Below are 15,947 nucleotides of genomic sequence, written 5' to 3'. Positions count from 1 at the left end.
AATCAGCTATGCGTTTGTTAGGTATTTATTTTCTGGCTCTTTCTTTTTCTATTTCGGCTTATGCCGGAAAAATACAAACGGTTACGACACACAGTGACGCGATGCAGAAAGATATCCATGCTATTGTAATTACTCCTGAAGGGTATTCGACATCCAAAGAATATCCGGTAGTTTATTTGCTACATGGCTATTCCGGAAATTACACAGAGTGGTCAAAACAAGTACCTGATTTGGATGATTATGCAGATCTATACCAGCTGATTATCGTATGTCCTGATGGAAACTATGGTAGCTGGTATTTTGACAGTGAAGTTAAGCCTGAAAGTAAATATGACACTTATGTTGCAAAAGAATTGGTGCATTGGGTAGATCAGCATTTCAGTACTATTAATGATAAGAGTGGAAGAGCAATCACCGGTTTGAGTATGGGAGGACATGGTGCATTGTATCTGGCTTTTAAGCATCAGGATATATATGCACTTGCCGGTAGTATGAGCGGCGGCGTGGATATAACTCCATTTCCTAACAATTGGGAACTGGCTTCATATCTGGGGTCGTATGCAGAACATAAAGAGCGATGGGAGGCCAATACGGTGATCAACCTTACAAACCTGTTAACGCCTGATTCATTAAAACTAATTATAGAATGTGGTACATCTGATTTCTTTTACAAGGTTAATGTAAACCTGCACGAGAAGCTTGAATACACTAATATACCGCATACGTTTATCTCAAGTCCAGGAGGGCATACCTGGGATTTTTGGCGTAATGCTATCAAATACCAATTGGTATTTTTTAACTCCTATTTTGAGAAATAAATAATTGCACTTTTATTTTTGACTTTTAAAATATAGATTTACAAAAGTAAAACGTTTTAGTGGTATTTTTAGATATCGTTTTCGCTAATTCAGGTTTTACACAAACATCGTTTTGAAATTTCTGAAAGTACTCAACTACAACGATTGTGTGGGTTCGATTTCAGAAATGCAATGGTTTTAATATTAAATAAATGAATACATCTCAAGCAACTCCGGTTGTCCCTAAAAAATTACTACTCCCTTTTATTCTGGTTACATCTTTATTTGCACTATGGGGGTTTGCAAATGCGGTAACAGATCCAATGGTTCAGGCTTTTAAAAAAGTATTAGAATTATCCAATTCACAAGCCGCATGGGTACAGATGGCTTTTTATGGAGGATATTTTTGCATGGCGCTTCCGGCGGCACTTTTCGTACGTAAGTTCTCGTACAAGTCAGGGGTTTTGGTTGGTCTCACGCTCTACGCCGGTGGCGCCTTATTATTTTACCCTGCAGCAACAACCGGGCAATTCTGGTTTTTCTGTTTAGGATTGTACATTCTTACTTTTGGTCTGGCATTTTTAGAGACTACCGCAAACCCATATATTCTTGCGCTGGGAGATCAAAAAACAGCCACACAGCGTTTAAATCTGGCGCAGGCATTCAATCCGGTTGGGTTGATTGTGGGCTTGATGGTAGCAAAATTCTTTGTTCTTGATTTGTTACAATCCGATGATGTGGAGAATTTTTCGGCACTGCCGGAAGCTCAAAAGCTCCTTATAAAATCTGCTGATTTGATGGTGATTCGGAACCCGTATGTGATTTTAGGTCTGGTTGTTTTGGCTATTTTAATCCTAATCGCGGTGAACAAAATGCCGCAGGCTAAAGGAGATGGGGCTATGCCTAGCATTAAAGATACCTTTGGTGAGTTGTTTAAAAATAAGAAATACACTCTGGGCGTGATATCGCTAGTATTGTATATGGGTGCGCAAATAGGATGCTGGACCTACATTTACCAATATGCTGAATCCAAAGGGATCTCCAGTTCTACAGCTGCAAACTATCAATTGGTTGCCTTTATCCTGTTTACGGTAGGGCGTGCAATAGGTACTTATTTATTGAAGTTTATAAGTTCGGGCAAATTGTTATTTTATTTCTCATCATTAGGAGGTCTATTTGCTTTAGGAACAGTCGTTTTAGAGGGAGATGCTGGTTTATACAGTTTGGTGATGGTTTCCCTTTTTCTTTCGATTATGTTCCCTACTATTTACGGTATCGCTTTAGAAGGTTTAAAAGAAGACCAGTCTAAAATAGGCGCTGCAGGTCTGGTTATGGCAATCGTAGGTGGAGCATTGTTACCTAAGCTACAAGGAATGATTATAGATTTAGGAGGAGTAGAAGTAAATGACATTACCATAATGGGGCTATCAGAAATGAACTTGTCTTTTTTACTACCCGTTATCTGTTTTGTGAGTGTCGCGATTTATGGGATGTGGATTCATAAAAAACATAACATTGCCGAAATAGCCTAAGTGCAGCAAAACTTTATTTTTAAAGTTTAAAATCAAAACAATATTTAATGAATAAAGTTATCCCGATTCTCCTTTGTTTTCTTGCACTATCCGGTTATACACAGCAACAAAAAAATAGATCTGTAAACGTCTTTTTAGGTACGAGTGGCGATCACGGGCAGATGTCCCCCTCAGCGACTACGCCTTTTAATATGATGAATCTGGGGCCGCAGACTAATCCACACCAGCATACGGGGTATGAGTATTATGCTAAAGAATTTGATGGCTTTACACATACCAGAATGGAAGGTGTAGGTTGTACCGGAAGCGGTGGTAATATTCTTATAAAACCCATACTCAATGCAGATGCTGAGACTGATTTGATACGCACCAAGCAGCAAGCAACACCCGGTTTTTATGAGGTGAACTTTGAAAATGGAATTGAAGCACAAATGACCGTTGCTCAAAATCTGGGGATGCACAACTACAGTTTTCCCAATACAAACAGCGGTTTATTCATTGATCTGTCTTTTGCGTTGAGCAATCGCTTTGTTTCAGAAACTCACGAGATCAGAAGAAATTTAATTTCGGGTTATGTAGATACTAAAACAACTTGCCACGCGGGGACTTACCGTATTTATTACGCGATTAAATTGCCGGAAACAGCGATTATTCAAGAGCTTGATGCACACAGATTGCTTGTTAAATCAGTTGGGGTAGCAGCTCAAGTTCAGGTTGGTTTTTCTTCAGTAAATGAAGGTTATGCAAAAAAGAGAATTACTTCTAAATCCTTCAGTCAACTTAAAGAAGAAGCTTCGGCAAGTTGGGAAAAACAATTGAATCATATTGAGGTCAAAGGTGAGCAGGATCGCTTAGATTTATTCTATTCCTTACTGTATCGTACGGCACAGTCTCCGTTTTTAGTTTCCGAAGAAGATGGTACCTTTAGAGCAACAGATGGCTCTGTTCAGAATGAAGATTATAAGGTGTATAACGGTTGGGCAATCTGGGATAATTACAGAGAGCAGTTGCCCCTACTTTCTCTGGTATATCCTGATGTTTATCAAGATATCACTACGAGCATTGCAAACCTGTATCGCTTCGGGAAAAAGAATTGGGCAACAGAACATGAAACTTCGCCTACCGTTCGTACTGAACATGCAATGGTTGTTTTGCTTGATGCCTATAAAAAAGGGTATCAGGTAGATTTTAAAGCGATAAAAGATTCTTTAATAGATGAGAGTAAAACGCTCGATTTTGGTGCGCCGGATAAAGCTTTAGAATCTTCTTACGATTTGTGGGCAATGAGTGAGATCCTTAAGGAGATGGGCGATACAGGTTCTGGCAAAGAATATTTGAATAAAGCTTTAGATTATAAAGCTTATTGGGATAAGGATTTTAAAGATCTGACTAAAAATGATGTAGACCGTATGCAGGCAAGGGGGCTCTATCAGGGAACTATTTGGCAATATCGCTGGTTTGTACCCTGGGATATAAAAGGATTACAAAGTTTGGCAGGTGGTTCAGAAAATTTTACAAATCAGTTAGATCAATTTTTTGAACAGTTCAATTACAATCATGCCAATCAGCCAGACTTGCAAGTCCCAGGATTGTATAACGCCACAAACCAACCTTGGAAGTCACAAAAGTTATTTAGAGAAATTCTTCTGGATACCGTAGTGCAGACGTATTTTAATGACAATAGTAAAGGGATAGATCCGTATATCGGGCGCATATATCAAAATAAACCCAAAGCCTATTTACGCACGATGGATGACGATGCAGGGACCATGTCTTCCTGGTTTGTGTTACACAGTATCGGTCTTTCGGTAGCAAATGTTGGGAGCCCTATTTATTATTTGACAGCGCCCATTTTTGAGGAAGTAAAACTGAATATAGCTCCGGGTAAAACCTTTAAAATTTCAGTGAAGAATTACAATAAAGACCATTTTTATGTGAAATCAGCTAGTTTAAACGGTAAACCTATAAACCGAAACTGGTTGACACATCAGGAAATACAATCTGGCGGAAACTTAATTATCGAAACCAGTAAAATACCTAATACGGGTTGGGGAACAACCCATTCTTTTATAACAACAGTTGAATTAAACTAAGTTAAATAGCGGAAGAACCTAAAGAGGCTTCCGCTATTTTTTTATAAGTATTACAAGGTTGATTGCGTAAATTTAAAGAGACTATATATTAACTAAAAACTATTTTATGATTACAAAGAATTTGAAGCTCTTGCCACTCTTTATAGCAGGAGTGCTCGTATTAAATTCCTGTAAAGAATCAAATCAAGACAGTAACGAACCCTGGAAACCTTTGTTTGATGGAGAATCTCTTGCCGGTTGGGAGCAGTTGAATGGTAAAGCAGATTATCAAATAGAGGGGGATGAAATTGTGGGAACTACAGTAGCGAATACTCCTAATTCTTTTTTGGCAACGACTCAGAATTATGGAGATTTTATTTTAGAATTAGACTATAAAGTAGATTCTACTATGAATTCCGGAATACAAATCCGCAGTTTAAGCGAACCTGATTTTAAGGATGGAAGAGTACATGGCTATCAGATCGAGATTGATCCTTCAGACCGGGCCTGGAGTGCTGGTATTTATGATGAGGCGCGCAAGGGATGGCTATATCCGTTAACAGGAAATACAAAAGCACAGCAAGCTTTTAAGCAAGGAGAATGGAATCACTATCGGGTAGAAGCTTTGGGTGATACTTTAAAAACCTGGATCAATGGGGTGGAAGCTGCGCACTTAATTGATGACCAGACCGCATCAGGTTTTATAGCACTGCAGGTTCACTCAATCGGAAATAACGATAAGCCGGGTAAAGAAATTCGTTGGAAGAATATCAACATTATTACAGAAAATGTACAACAGTATGCAAAGCCAATGGGTCTGGAGGCATTCAATACGAAAAACAGTTTAACACAAGCCGAAAAAGATAGCGGTTGGCAATTATTATGGGATGGTAGAACCACTGATGGTTGGCGTGGAGGAAAACTAGATCATTTCCCTGAAAAGGGGTGGGTTATAGAGAATGGAGAACTTATTGTACTTGCTACCGGAGGTGAAGAGTCTGCGGCAGGAGGAGATATTGTGACTGCAAAACAATATCAGGATTTTGAACTCAAAGTAGATTTTAAAATCACTGAAGGTGCAAATAGTGGTATTAAGTATTATGTAGATACAGACTTGAATAAAGGAGAAGGTTCTTCAATTGGTTTAGAGTATCAGATTTTAGATGATATGCGTCATCCAGATGCTAAGTTAGGTAATCACGAAGGCAGTCGCACATTGGCTTCTTTGTACGATTTAATTCAGGCAGACCCTGCTAAGCCAGTGAATCCTATAGGAGAATGGAACACCGCAAGAATTGTGAGTAAGGATAATCATGTAGCGCATTGGTTAAATGATGTAAAAGTGCTTGAATATGATAGAAATACCGATGCTTTTTTACAACTGGTTCAAGAAAGTAAATATAAAGACTGGCCAGGCTTCGGAACATTTGAAAAGGGAAACATACTCCTTCAGGATCATGGAGATCGTGTAGCTTTTAAAAACATCAAAATCAAAGAACTTTAATTATGACAACACGGAGATCTTTTTTAAATAAATCACTTTTAGGCGGTACGGCTTTGGCTTTGAGTAACACCACAATGGGTATGGCTGCCAGTAGTTATCGCAATATTATAGGAGCAAATGATAGACTTAATGTTGCTGTTGCAGGACTTGGTCGTCGCCTGGGGGCCTATTATGCGCCCATAGCTCGTAAAGAATCTAATGTGCGTTTAGTATATCTATGTGACGTGATGGAAAAAAGCCGACTTAATGCGCTTAAGAATTTTAAAGAGCATATTGATTACAGTCCTAAACTCGAGAACGACATACGTAAAGTTATTGATGATCAAGATGTAGATATTCTGGTTAATGCAACACCAGATCACTGGCATACTCCGGGCTCTGTTATGGCTTTAAAAGCTGGAAAGCATGTTTATGTAGAAAAGCCGTGTAGTCACAATATGGATGAAAACGAATTGCTGGTAGCAGCTGCAAAAAAGTTTGATAAAAAAGTGCAAATGGGCAATCAGCAGCGCTCTTCTTTACATACGATAGATGTTATCAGTCAGATTCATAAAGGTGTAATTGGCGACGTATATAAAGCAGTGGCTTTTTATTCTAATGCACGGGGAGAAACGCCAATTCAACAAAAGGCCGCTGTACCGGCCGGACTCGATTGGGATTTATGGCAAGGGCCGGCACCAAGAAGAGCGTATACCAGTGAAACCTGGGATTACAATTGGCACTGGTATGGTTGGGCATATGGTACGGCAGAAACCGGGAATAATGCAACACATGAATTGGATATTGCACGTTGGGCATTAGGCGTAAATTTTCCAAAATACGCTGAGGTTCAAGCTGAAAAAAGACATTTTAAAAACGATGGCTGGGAGATGTATGATACAATGTATGCAACGTTCAACTTTGAAGACGATAAAGTCATCAATTGGGATGGCAAAAGTCGCAATGGGTATAACACTTACGGTCGTGGTCGCGGTACGTTAATTTTTGGAACCGAAGGTTCAGTACTTGTAGATCGTTCTAATTATCTGTTGATGGATCGCGGCGGAAAAGTAATCAAGCAGAGCGATGAGACCGATGAAAGTGGACTCGCACTGGGGGGTGGAGGTGACTCTTCAACTGCACATATGGTTAATTTCTTTGAAAGCATTCGCGGAAAAGAAACCTTGAAAGCACCCATTGAAGATGCTTCAGTAAGTATGGCGATGGTGCATTATGCAAATATGGCATACCGGGTAGGTCACGGTTTTGACATAGATGATAAAACAGGTCGAATTTATGATCGGGATGCTATGCAACTTTGGAGTCGGGATTATGAATCTAATTGGGAACCCAAAATTTAGTGAGAAATGAAGCGTAGAGATTTTGTAATAAAAAGCAGTCTCGCGGCGGCGGCAGTTTCATCTGTGAGTCCGGGATTTGCTTATATCAATAAACACATAGGAACTAATGCGCCCATACGCATCGGCGTTATTGGGACCGGAGATCGGGGTGGTGGATTGATTTCGGTAATGAATGGTATCGAAGGGATAGAAGTTGCCGGTTGCTGTGATATTATTCCGTTTCGTTTAGATAATGGAATGAAGAGAGCTGGTGATTCTGCAAAAGCATATACCGATTACCGAAAATTGCTGGAAGATAAGAGTATTGATGCAGTTTTAGTTTCCACACCGTTCAGTACTCATGGTCAGATAGAATTAGATGCTTTGGCAGCTGGGAAGCACGTCTATGGAGAGAAAACCATGGCTAAGGGTTATGAAGATATTTTAAATGTAGTTGATGCTCAAAAAGGAGATTTGGTTTTTCAAACCGGTCATCAGTATCACAGTTCCAGATTGTATACTCATGTTGTAGATCTTATCAAAGATGGAAAAATTGGTAAGATAACCGCATTTGAGTGTCAATGGAATCGCAGTGGTAATTGGCGACGTAATGTTCCCAAACCAGAATTAGAGCGTATGATAAACTGGCGTATGTACCGGGAATATTCAGGTGGATTAACAGCAGAATTGTGTTCGCATCAAATTGATTTTGTAAACTGGGTTCTAGGAGAAACACCTTCCCAAGTTTTTGGTACCGGTGGAATTGATTACTGGAAGGACGGCAGGGAAACTTATGATAATGTACACCACCTGTTTTCATATCCCAGCGGGGTAGAGGCTACATTTACCTGTCTCACTACAAATGCAAAAGACGATTACCAAATTAAAGTAATGGGTGATAAAGGTACCATCATTTTAGATTATGTAAATGGATGGTTTTACCCGGAAGGAAACTATACTAAAAAACGCGCAGATGTAGATGGTGTTGCAGGAGCAACAATACCTTGGGAAGCTGGTAAAGGTATTCCGTTTGAGTTTAGTCACGCAGATCCCAGTAAACAAGCTTTAATGGATTTTAGAGATTCGATCAAGAATAACACAAAACCTTTGTCTGACTTAAAAACCGGTGCAAACACGGCTATATGCGTTCAGATGGCTCTAGATTCTATGCTAAATAATGAAATTGTACAATGGAATCCTAAGCATACTATTTAATCGTTCAACTTTAATTGATCCTAGGTTTTACTCGATAATCGAGCTTTAAAAGCGTCACGGTTTTTCCTTAAGGTAGAGTTTACTAGAGTCATTAAATTCTTTTATAAATACAAAAGCCTCCTGTATCAGGAGGCTTTTATGTGCTATAGCTAAAACTTTATTAGGTGATTAAATTTCCCTCATCGTCCCATTCTGCTGTAACCCCACGCTGACTTTGATCAACACATTTCGCAATCCACTCCGGATCGTAGCTTACGCCGTGCTTTTGTAAAACTTCTTCGGGAACACCATCCCAAATGTTTGGTTGATTTCCTTTATAGTCCAGATCTTTAATACCCATTTCGGAAGTATAATATCCTGTCATCGTAAGATTTCGCATCAAAGAGAAAAACTGTACTTGTACGGGTTGTTCCCAACCGGGCTTATCAGGATCAGGAAAAGCTACGGTATCAAGAATAGCTTTTTGGTTTTCTTCAGATGCCTCTTGAAATTCAGTATTAAATGTGGAATTAGAAGCGTGATCCAGCCACATCAACCCCCCGCGTATTGGAGTTTTTAAATGGGGCATATCCTTAACAATAAATTCTAAAAAATCGGGTACCCCGGCATCTGTAGCACTCCCGTACTCATCGTTTGCCGGTAAAATGAGCGCACACAAAATATTTAAGGTTTCCATCTCGTGCTCATTAAAAAACTGTTCAGAATTCAATTCTTCTATTAATGCAGCTTCTTTAGGGGTTCGGCCAAAATAATCTTCAGCTGCTTTTGCAATTTCTGGAGTTGGAGCAGACACATCAGTATTGCATCCAGTAAGTAAAAGACCGGTTCCTAGAGAACCTAAAAACATAGATTTTAAACTGTCTCTTCTGTCCATAATCTAAATATTTTGCTGTTTAAGTTGTTCTATGATGTAGTCTGAAGCTCTCCACGAAAGCGCTAAAATAGTCCAGGTTGGATTCTTATCGGCTTGAGATACAAAAGGACCGGCGTCTACTATAAACACATTGTCTACATCGTGCAATTGTTGAAATTCATTTACTACTGAAGTTTTAGGATCGCTTCCCATACGGGTAGTTCCTACTTCGTGAATGATACGGCCAGGATTTTCTAATCCGTAATTAGACGCTTTTGAAGGAGCATCTTGTAGCATAGTACCTCCCATATTGTGCACAATTTCTTCAAAAGAATCGTTCATATGTTTGGCTTGGTTAACTTCGTGTTCAGACCATTTATAATTAAAACGAAGCACAGGAATACCAAACTCATCTACCGTGGTAGGATCTATCTCGCAATAATTGTCTTTCATAGCGATAGACTCGCCACGGCCAGCCATACCTATGGTAGAGCCGTAATATTTTTTGATATCTTTACGAAGACTGTTTCCATAGCCGCCAACTTTCTGATTAAAAAAGCGATTGAGGTCATTAGGGTTAAAACCAAAACCATAGCTTGGCATTCCCAGACCTCCCCAAACTTCAATATGATATCCACGAGGGAAATTCAGTTTCTTATTATCGCCCCACCAAGGTGTATATACGTGCATTCCGCCTACACCATCTTCATTATAGGTATCCCGGTTCATTAAATCTGGAATAAAAGCTGAACGGCTAGCGCCGGTAGAATCGTGCAAATATCGACCTACCATATCACTGCTATTACCCAAACCATTAGGGTGTTGCTCGCTTTTTGAGTTTAAAAGAATTCGCGCAGAACTACAAGCAGAAGCTGCTAGCACAACGACACGGCCTTTGAGTTTATATTCTTTACGATCGTCTTTGCTAATGTAAGAAACCCCAGTAGCTTTTCCTTCTTCATTTGTGGTTACTTCACGTACCATAGAATTCACGAAAAGATCAATCTGACCTCCACTTTTTTGAGCAGGAAAGATCAAACATGTTCCTGCAGAAAAATCAGCATATACCGCACACGCACGAGAGCATTGCCCACAATAAAAACAAATACCGCGATCGTCATTTATCTTTTTAGTAAGCATAGACATGCGTGATGGAATCACTGGTATGTTAGATTTACGTGCTCCTTTTATATAGAAAAGTTCGTGAAGTCTGGGTTTGGGTGGGGGTAAGAAAAAGCCATCAGGCTCATTTTCTATATTTTCTTTAGTACCAAAAACACCTATAAGTTTATCTACTTTGTCGTAATAAGGCTTGACATCCTCATAACCTATAGGCCAGTCATCACCGTGCCCATCATAGCTATAATGTTTAAAATCTCGCTCTCCAAAACGCAAAGAAATACGCCCCCAGTGATTGGTACGCCCACCCAGCATTCTAGATCTAAACCAGTCAAACTGCGTGTCATCTTTTTGAGTATAAGGTTCTCCTTCTATCTCCCAACCACCGTATGCACTGTCAAAATCACCAAAAGGTCTATGGTTAGAAGCACCACGTCTGGGAGACTCATAAGGCCATTTTAATTGAGTGCGTTGTTCTGGGGCGGCAGGGTCAAAGTAAGGACCTGCTTCTATCACTGCAACCTTGAGTCCGGCATCTGCCAGAACTTTTGTTGCCATACCACCCCCGGCACCAGAGCCGACAATGATGACATCGTAGATTTTTGATGATTCTTTTATTTGCATAAAGTAAGGATACTAAAAATTTAAATTATGTTTAATTATTTGGCGTATAAAATCATAATAATTGCCAAATATTAATAATTACTTGTTAAAAACATCTATTATGTTAATTTATCTAAATTTAACCATTTTAATTGCAATTATAGTAAAACGTTTTATTAAAATTGCTAAAACGTTTTACTTTAACGTTGTAAAAACTTTTTGATAAATAAACATGTGAAACAATTGGAATTAAAATTCCGTAAAACAAGAAAACAATTATGAACAAAAAACTAAGAAAATTTATTATGATTTTCTTCTGTGCGATGGGTATGATCACCACTCAAAACATACTTGCGCAAGGAAGTAAGACCGTGACCGGGACAGTCACAGACTCTGGGGGGATGCCTCTTCCAGGAGTTACGGTTAAGGAAAAAGGAACCAATAATGGTGTGGCGACTGATTTTGATGGGAACTTTAGTATTGATGTAGCATCTAACAATTCGGTATTAGAATTTTCTTATGTTGGGATGACCACTACTGAGCAGGTGGTAGGTACTCAAAATTCATTAACTATAACGATGGAATCTGATGAGCAATCCCTAGACGAAGTTGTTTTGATAGGTTACGGTTCTCAAGAACGTAAAGCTGTATCAACGGCGGTTACTAAGGTAGAAACTGAAGATTTTAATCAAGGTGTTGTATCTTCAGCTGTAGAATTGATTCAGGGTAAAGTTGCAGGTCTTCAAATAACAAGAGCTGGCGGTAACAATCCTAATGGCGGGACAGCAATTCAGCTTAGAGGAGTTACTTCAATTACAGGGTCAACTTCACCACTTATCGTAATTGATGGTATTCCTGGAGGGAATCTTGATTTACTTCAGCAAAATGATATAGAGTCTTTTGATGTGTTAAAAGATGGTGCTGCGGCAGCAATTTATGGTACTCGGGGTACAAATGGTGTTATCTTAATTACTACTAAAAAAGGTAAAAAAGGAGTAAGTACTTTTAATTACTCAACTTTTGTTTCACGAGATTATGTGAATAGTAAACCAGATTTTTTATCTGCTGATCAATTTAGAGAAGCAATTGCCGATGGGATTATAGGTGCAAATAACGACTTAGGAGCTTCTACAGATATTTTTGATGAGTTAATAAACAAGTCAAATCTTACTCAGTACCACAACTTTGTAGCTTCGGGTGGTGGTGAGACCGGTAATTATAGAGCTTCGCTGTATTATAAGGATTCTCAAGGAATAGCACTTGAAAATGGTCGAGAAGAATTTGGTGTACGTGCAAGTTTTAATCAGACGGGTTTTGATGACAAATTAACCTTTTCATCAAGTGCTGCTGTTAATATTAATGATGCAAATCTATTAGGTGGTGGTCAATTTGGTATTGTTACTGATTGGAATCCTACTGCGCCTATTTATGCACCGTTTAATACTTCAGAAGAAGGTGTTTTATTCAATCAAGGGCGTTATGGATTTTACCAACCAGAAAACGGATACAATCCTTTTTCTGAATATGCAAACCGATTTAATCAGCGTAAACAACTTACATTTTCTGGAGATGTAAAAGTAGGATATGAAATTTTTCCTGGTTTGATTGCTTCAGTTTTTGGTTCTTACCAAAGAAATTCTTGGGATGATCGTTTTTACCGTTCTACTCAGGATTATCAGCAATACAATACGGGTAGTCCTTATTTTGGGACGGGTTATGCCTACAAAGGAAGCCATCTAGATTTTACACAGACGGTTGAGCCTACTATAACATTTTCTAAAGATATAGGTGAAAATAGTTTTGAGCTTTTGGGGGGGTATAGCTATCAATATTCAACTACCGAAAACTACTCGATGGATAATAGTGGTTTTACTACAGATGGTTTTGAAGATTGGAATTTTGGAGCAGGAAATGCAATTACAGATACAGATTTACCAAGACCTAATCTTTCTAGTTTTAAGGAAGACAATACACTTATAGCTTACTTCACGAGATTAAGTTATAATTATAAGGATCGTTATTTTCTTCAGGCTTCTGTACGACATGAGGGTTCTTCACGTTTTGGAGCCAATAATAAATGGGCAAGTTTCCCTGCGATATCTGGTGCTTGGTTGATTTCTGATGAAGATTTTGTGCAGGATGCAACTTGGTTAAATAATTTAAAGCTGCGTGCAGGCTATGGTATTACCGGTAACCAGGGAATCCCTAATTATCAATCTATTGTAACCTTAGGCACAGGTGGTAAATATCCGGTTTTTTTAGACGGTGCTGATGGAGCTACCTATTATCAAACGTATGGACCGGTCAAAAACCCAAATCCAGATCTAAAATGGGAGACTAAAAAAGAATTCAACATAGGTCTTGATTTCGGTATTTTATATAATAAATTAAGTGGGTCTATAGATTACTATACCCGACGTACTGAAGACTTATTGCTAAGCTATGACGTGCCTCAACCTCCTTTTGTACAGGGAAGTATTTATACTAATGTAGGGAATATTACTAATAATGGTGTTGAAGTAGCACTTAACTATAGAGTAATTGATGATGGTGATTTTAAGTGGAGTGTAGATCTTGTAGGTAGTTATCAGCAAAACGAACTTACTACACTTTCAAACCAAATTTTCTCAGTTAGTGAGCTCTATGGTGGTAATATAGGAAACCCGGGAAATTTAGGAAATGCGATTAGAAATACTGAAGGAGGACCTATAGGAAACTTTTATGGAAAACGCTTTGCCGGTTTTACAGTTGATGGTCAATGGCTTTTTCATAAAGCAGATGGTTCTATAGGGAGAGGGAGTGATATGACTGAAGAGGATAAAGCGATAATAGGTAATGGTTTACCTAAGTATTACGCTTCATTAACAAATACCTTCAGATATAAGAATTTTGATCTTACAGTATTATTACGAGGTAAGTTTAAATACGATATTCTAAACACAGTAGACTTATTCTATGGAAACCCAAGCTTATTACCAGGCAACGTGCTTACTTCTGCATTGGGTCAATACAGTATGATTAGTGAGGCTCCGCAATATTCAGACTATTACCTTGAAAGCGGGGATTTTGTGAAATTAGATAACCTTACGCTAGGTTATAATTTCAATCTTTCAGAAGCTAGTCCTTTTACTGCGTTACGCATTTTTGGAAGCGCGAGAAACCTAGCAACGTTCACGGGTTACACAGGTCGTGATCCAGAAGTTCAGGATACTGGGCTATATCCTGGTATTGACGATAGAAACTTCTACCCAAGAACAGTTACTGTTACTGCAGGTGTCAATGTTAATTTTTAATATTAAATACATGAAAAAGATAAACTTATTTCAGAAGGCTGCTTGCGCAATGGGGGTGTTACTTACCATTGGGTGTACAGATCTTGAAGAAACTACATACTCTGAACTTTCAGAATCTAACTTTTATAAAACTGAACTAGAGCTCGTTCAGGCCAATTTAAGACCTTTTACTCATATGCAGGCTTGGTTAGCCTGGTCTGGTCAGGATGGTTACTATTATCATAACGAACTTTCAGCAGATCAGACAGCTTGGCCACAAAAAGGCCGTCATGGTTATGATAATGCAGATCATATTAGACAGCATTATCATACGTGGACTGAGCAAGAAGGGCGTTTAAACAGTGCCTGGAGGTTGATGTGGACTGGTTTAGGTTTTGTAAATACAGCAATAGAAAGTATAGAAGCTGTAGATGCAGCTTCTATTGGGGTAACTCCAGAGCGATTGGCCTCTATTGTAGCAGAAGCTAAAGTATTGAGGGCCTATCACTATATGAAAATTATGGATATGTGGGGGAATGTACCTATTGTAACAACGGTAGGAGAGCCTAATAATCCTGCAACTGCAACTAGAGAAGAGGTTTTTGCATTTATTGAGCAAGAATTACTCGAAAATGTAGAGAAACTTCAGCCTTTATCACCTAAGTTAATCGGTCGTATGAGTAGAGCGGTAGGATATTCTATTTTATCTGAATTATACCTTAATGCCGAAGTATGGTCAGGTACTCCTCGTTGGGAAGAAAGCGTTATGTATTCTGATAAGGTAATCAACGGAGACGGTGGTTCCTTAACCGGAAACATAGCATTAGATCAAGACCCTTTAGGACCTTTTAATAATACAAATGAAGATTCTCCTGAGAATATTTTTCAGTTTCCGTTTAGCCGTAAAAATGACTTTGGTTATGACTGGAGGTCTTTCTATATGGGCTTCTCTAATATGACTGCAGCATTAGATGTTAATTACAGCGGTAATAATGCTTTTGTGGTAGTGCCTACAGCATTCAATGCATATAAGGAAAACGATATCCGTAAGCAGGAGTGGTTCTTATTTGGTCCACAGTATAAGCTGGGTACAGATGAACCTATTTTAGGTTCAGAAGAATATAATGGTCAGCCGTTTATTTATGTAAATAATATCCGTAGAAATACCGAAGGACAAACTGGTGAAGGTTCTATGACAGATGGAGAAGAGAATAGTGGAGCTCGTTTTCATAAATATCGCTCAGGTACACAAGATGATCCTAATTATCTTGAAGGAGACTATGTTATTTATAGACTCACCGAGATGTATTTCAACAAGGCCGAAGCATTAATGAGACTAAATAATGGTAATGCAACTCAAGAAGCTGTAGATCTTATCAATCAAAGTAAGGTGCGTTATTTTACTGCAGATGATTGGGTGGACGAGGCCTATACTACATCAACTCTTACTATGGAAGAACTTCTTGCAGAGCGTGGTAGAGAGTTTATTTTTGAAGGAAAGCGACGTACAGATTTAATTCGCTTTGGAGCATTTACTACCAATTCTTGGTGGGATCATGAGCCTTCAGGAGATCCTAATCTTACATTATATCCTATTCCTTTTAGACAATTACAAGCAAACCCTAATCTTGTTCAGAATCCTGGATACTAAACACCATATT

At 38.8% G+C, this 15,947-nt stretch carries 10 protein-coding genes; 8 read left to right on the top strand and 2 right to left on the bottom strand.

What is annotated here, in order from left to right; genetic code table 11:
* Nucleotides 1–8: 8 nt before the first annotated feature.
* The 6 genes from DSM02_RS03545 (at nt 9) to DSM02_RS03520 (ending at nt 8,439) form a co-directional block, all read left to right on the top strand.
* On the top strand, nt 9–818 hold the full coding sequence (locus DSM02_RS03545; protein WP_073100616.1) for an alpha/beta hydrolase: 810 nt from the start codon (nt 9–11) through the stop codon (nt 816–818).
* Nucleotides 819–1,009: 191 nt separating this feature from the next.
* Entirely contained in the window at nt 1,010–2,329 is a 1,320-nt protein-coding gene (fucP, locus tag DSM02_RS03540) for an L-fucose:H+ symporter permease (RefSeq protein WP_128764374.1), read from the top strand.
* 47 nt (nt 2,330–2,376) lie between these two features.
* Nucleotides 2,377–4,422 carry a glycoside hydrolase domain-containing protein gene (locus DSM02_RS03535; RefSeq protein WP_128764373.1) on the top strand — a complete coding sequence of 682 codons (2,046 nt, stop codon included), beginning with the start codon at nt 2,377–2,379 and terminating at the stop codon, nt 4,420–4,422.
* A gap of 106 nt (nt 4,423–4,528) precedes the next feature.
* Nucleotides 4,529–5,905 (top strand): 3-keto-disaccharide hydrolase, encoded by a 1,377-nt coding sequence (locus DSM02_RS03530; RefSeq protein ID WP_128764372.1) that lies wholly within the window; start codon nt 4,529–4,531, stop codon nt 5,903–5,905.
* Between the two features lie 2 nt (nt 5,906–5,907).
* Nucleotides 5,908–7,245 (top strand): Gfo/Idh/MocA family protein, encoded by a 1,338-nt coding sequence (locus DSM02_RS03525; RefSeq protein ID WP_128764371.1) that lies wholly within the window; start codon nt 5,908–5,910, stop codon nt 7,243–7,245.
* Between the two features lie 6 nt (nt 7,246–7,251).
* Entirely contained in the window at nt 7,252–8,439 is a 1,188-nt protein-coding gene (locus DSM02_RS03520) for a Gfo/Idh/MocA family protein (protein ID WP_128764370.1), read from the top strand.
* 160 nt (nt 8,440–8,599) lie between these two features.
* Here DSM02_RS03520 and DSM02_RS03515 read toward each other — a convergent pair whose 3' ends face one another.
* Nucleotides 8,600–9,313: a gluconate 2-dehydrogenase subunit 3 family protein gene (locus DSM02_RS03515; protein ID WP_128764369.1), complete on the bottom strand. Its 714-nt coding sequence runs from the start codon at nt 9,311–9,313 to the stop codon at nt 8,600–8,602.
* A 3-nt stretch (nt 9,314–9,316) separates the two neighbouring features.
* Nucleotides 9,317–11,035, bottom strand: coding sequence for a GMC family oxidoreductase (locus DSM02_RS03510; protein ID WP_128764368.1), 1,719 nt, complete (start codon nt 11,033–11,035; stop codon nt 9,317–9,319).
* A gap of 257 nt (nt 11,036–11,292) precedes the next feature.
* Here DSM02_RS03510 and DSM02_RS03505 point away from each other — a divergent pair, with 257 nt between their 5' ends.
* The gene (locus DSM02_RS03505) at nt 11,293–14,307 is read left to right on the top strand and encodes a SusC/RagA family TonB-linked outer membrane protein (protein ID WP_128764367.1); all 3,015 of its coding nucleotides are present in this window, start codon (nt 11,293–11,295) and stop codon (nt 14,305–14,307) included.
* Nucleotides 14,308–14,317: 10 nt separating this feature from the next.
* The gene (locus DSM02_RS03500; RefSeq protein ID WP_240673971.1) at nt 14,318–15,937 is read left to right on the top strand and encodes a RagB/SusD family nutrient uptake outer membrane protein; all 1,620 of its coding nucleotides are present in this window, start codon (nt 14,318–14,320) and stop codon (nt 15,935–15,937) included.
* Nucleotides 15,938–15,947: the final 10 nt, after the last annotated feature.

The sequence above is a fragment of the Leeuwenhoekiella polynyae genome (assembly GCF_004104075.1).
GTDB classification, from domain to species: domain Bacteria; phylum Bacteroidota; class Bacteroidia; order Flavobacteriales; family Flavobacteriaceae; genus Leeuwenhoekiella; species Leeuwenhoekiella polynyae.
The sequence above is the reverse complement of the archived record's forward strand: the minus strand, read 5'-3'. Positions and strand labels throughout refer to the sequence as shown.

What these genes read in the sequence shown, in the direction of transcription:
- fucP (WP_128764374.1), top strand. Translation starts at nt 1,010, where the DNA reads ATGAATACATCTCAAGCAACTCCGGTTGTCCCTAAAAAATTACTACTC.
- DSM02_RS03505 (WP_128764367.1), top strand. Translation starts at nt 11,293, where the DNA reads ATGAACAAAAAACTAAGAAAATTTATTATGATTTTCTTCTGTGCGATG.
- DSM02_RS03500 (WP_240673971.1), top strand. Translation starts at nt 14,318, where the DNA reads ATGAAAAAGATAAACTTATTTCAGAAGGCTGCTTGCGCAATGGGGGTG.
- DSM02_RS03515 (WP_128764369.1), bottom strand. Translation starts at nt 9,313, where the DNA reads ATGGACAGAAGAGACAGTTTAAAATCTATGTTTTTAGGTTCTCTAGGA.
- DSM02_RS03520 (WP_128764370.1), top strand. Translation starts at nt 7,252, where the DNA reads ATGAAGCGTAGAGATTTTGTAATAAAAAGCAGTCTCGCGGCGGCGGCA.
- DSM02_RS03535 (WP_128764373.1), top strand. Translation starts at nt 2,377, where the DNA reads ATGAATAAAGTTATCCCGATTCTCCTTTGTTTTCTTGCACTATCCGGT.
- DSM02_RS03530 (WP_128764372.1), top strand. Translation starts at nt 4,529, where the DNA reads ATGATTACAAAGAATTTGAAGCTCTTGCCACTCTTTATAGCAGGAGTG.
- DSM02_RS03545 (WP_073100616.1), top strand. Translation starts at nt 9, where the DNA reads ATGCGTTTGTTAGGTATTTATTTTCTGGCTCTTTCTTTTTCTATTTCG.
- DSM02_RS03510 (WP_128764368.1), bottom strand. Translation starts at nt 11,035, where the DNA reads ATGCAAATAAAAGAATCATCAAAAATCTACGATGTCATCATTGTCGGC.
- DSM02_RS03525 (WP_128764371.1), top strand. Translation starts at nt 5,908, where the DNA reads ATGACAACACGGAGATCTTTTTTAAATAAATCACTTTTAGGCGGTACG.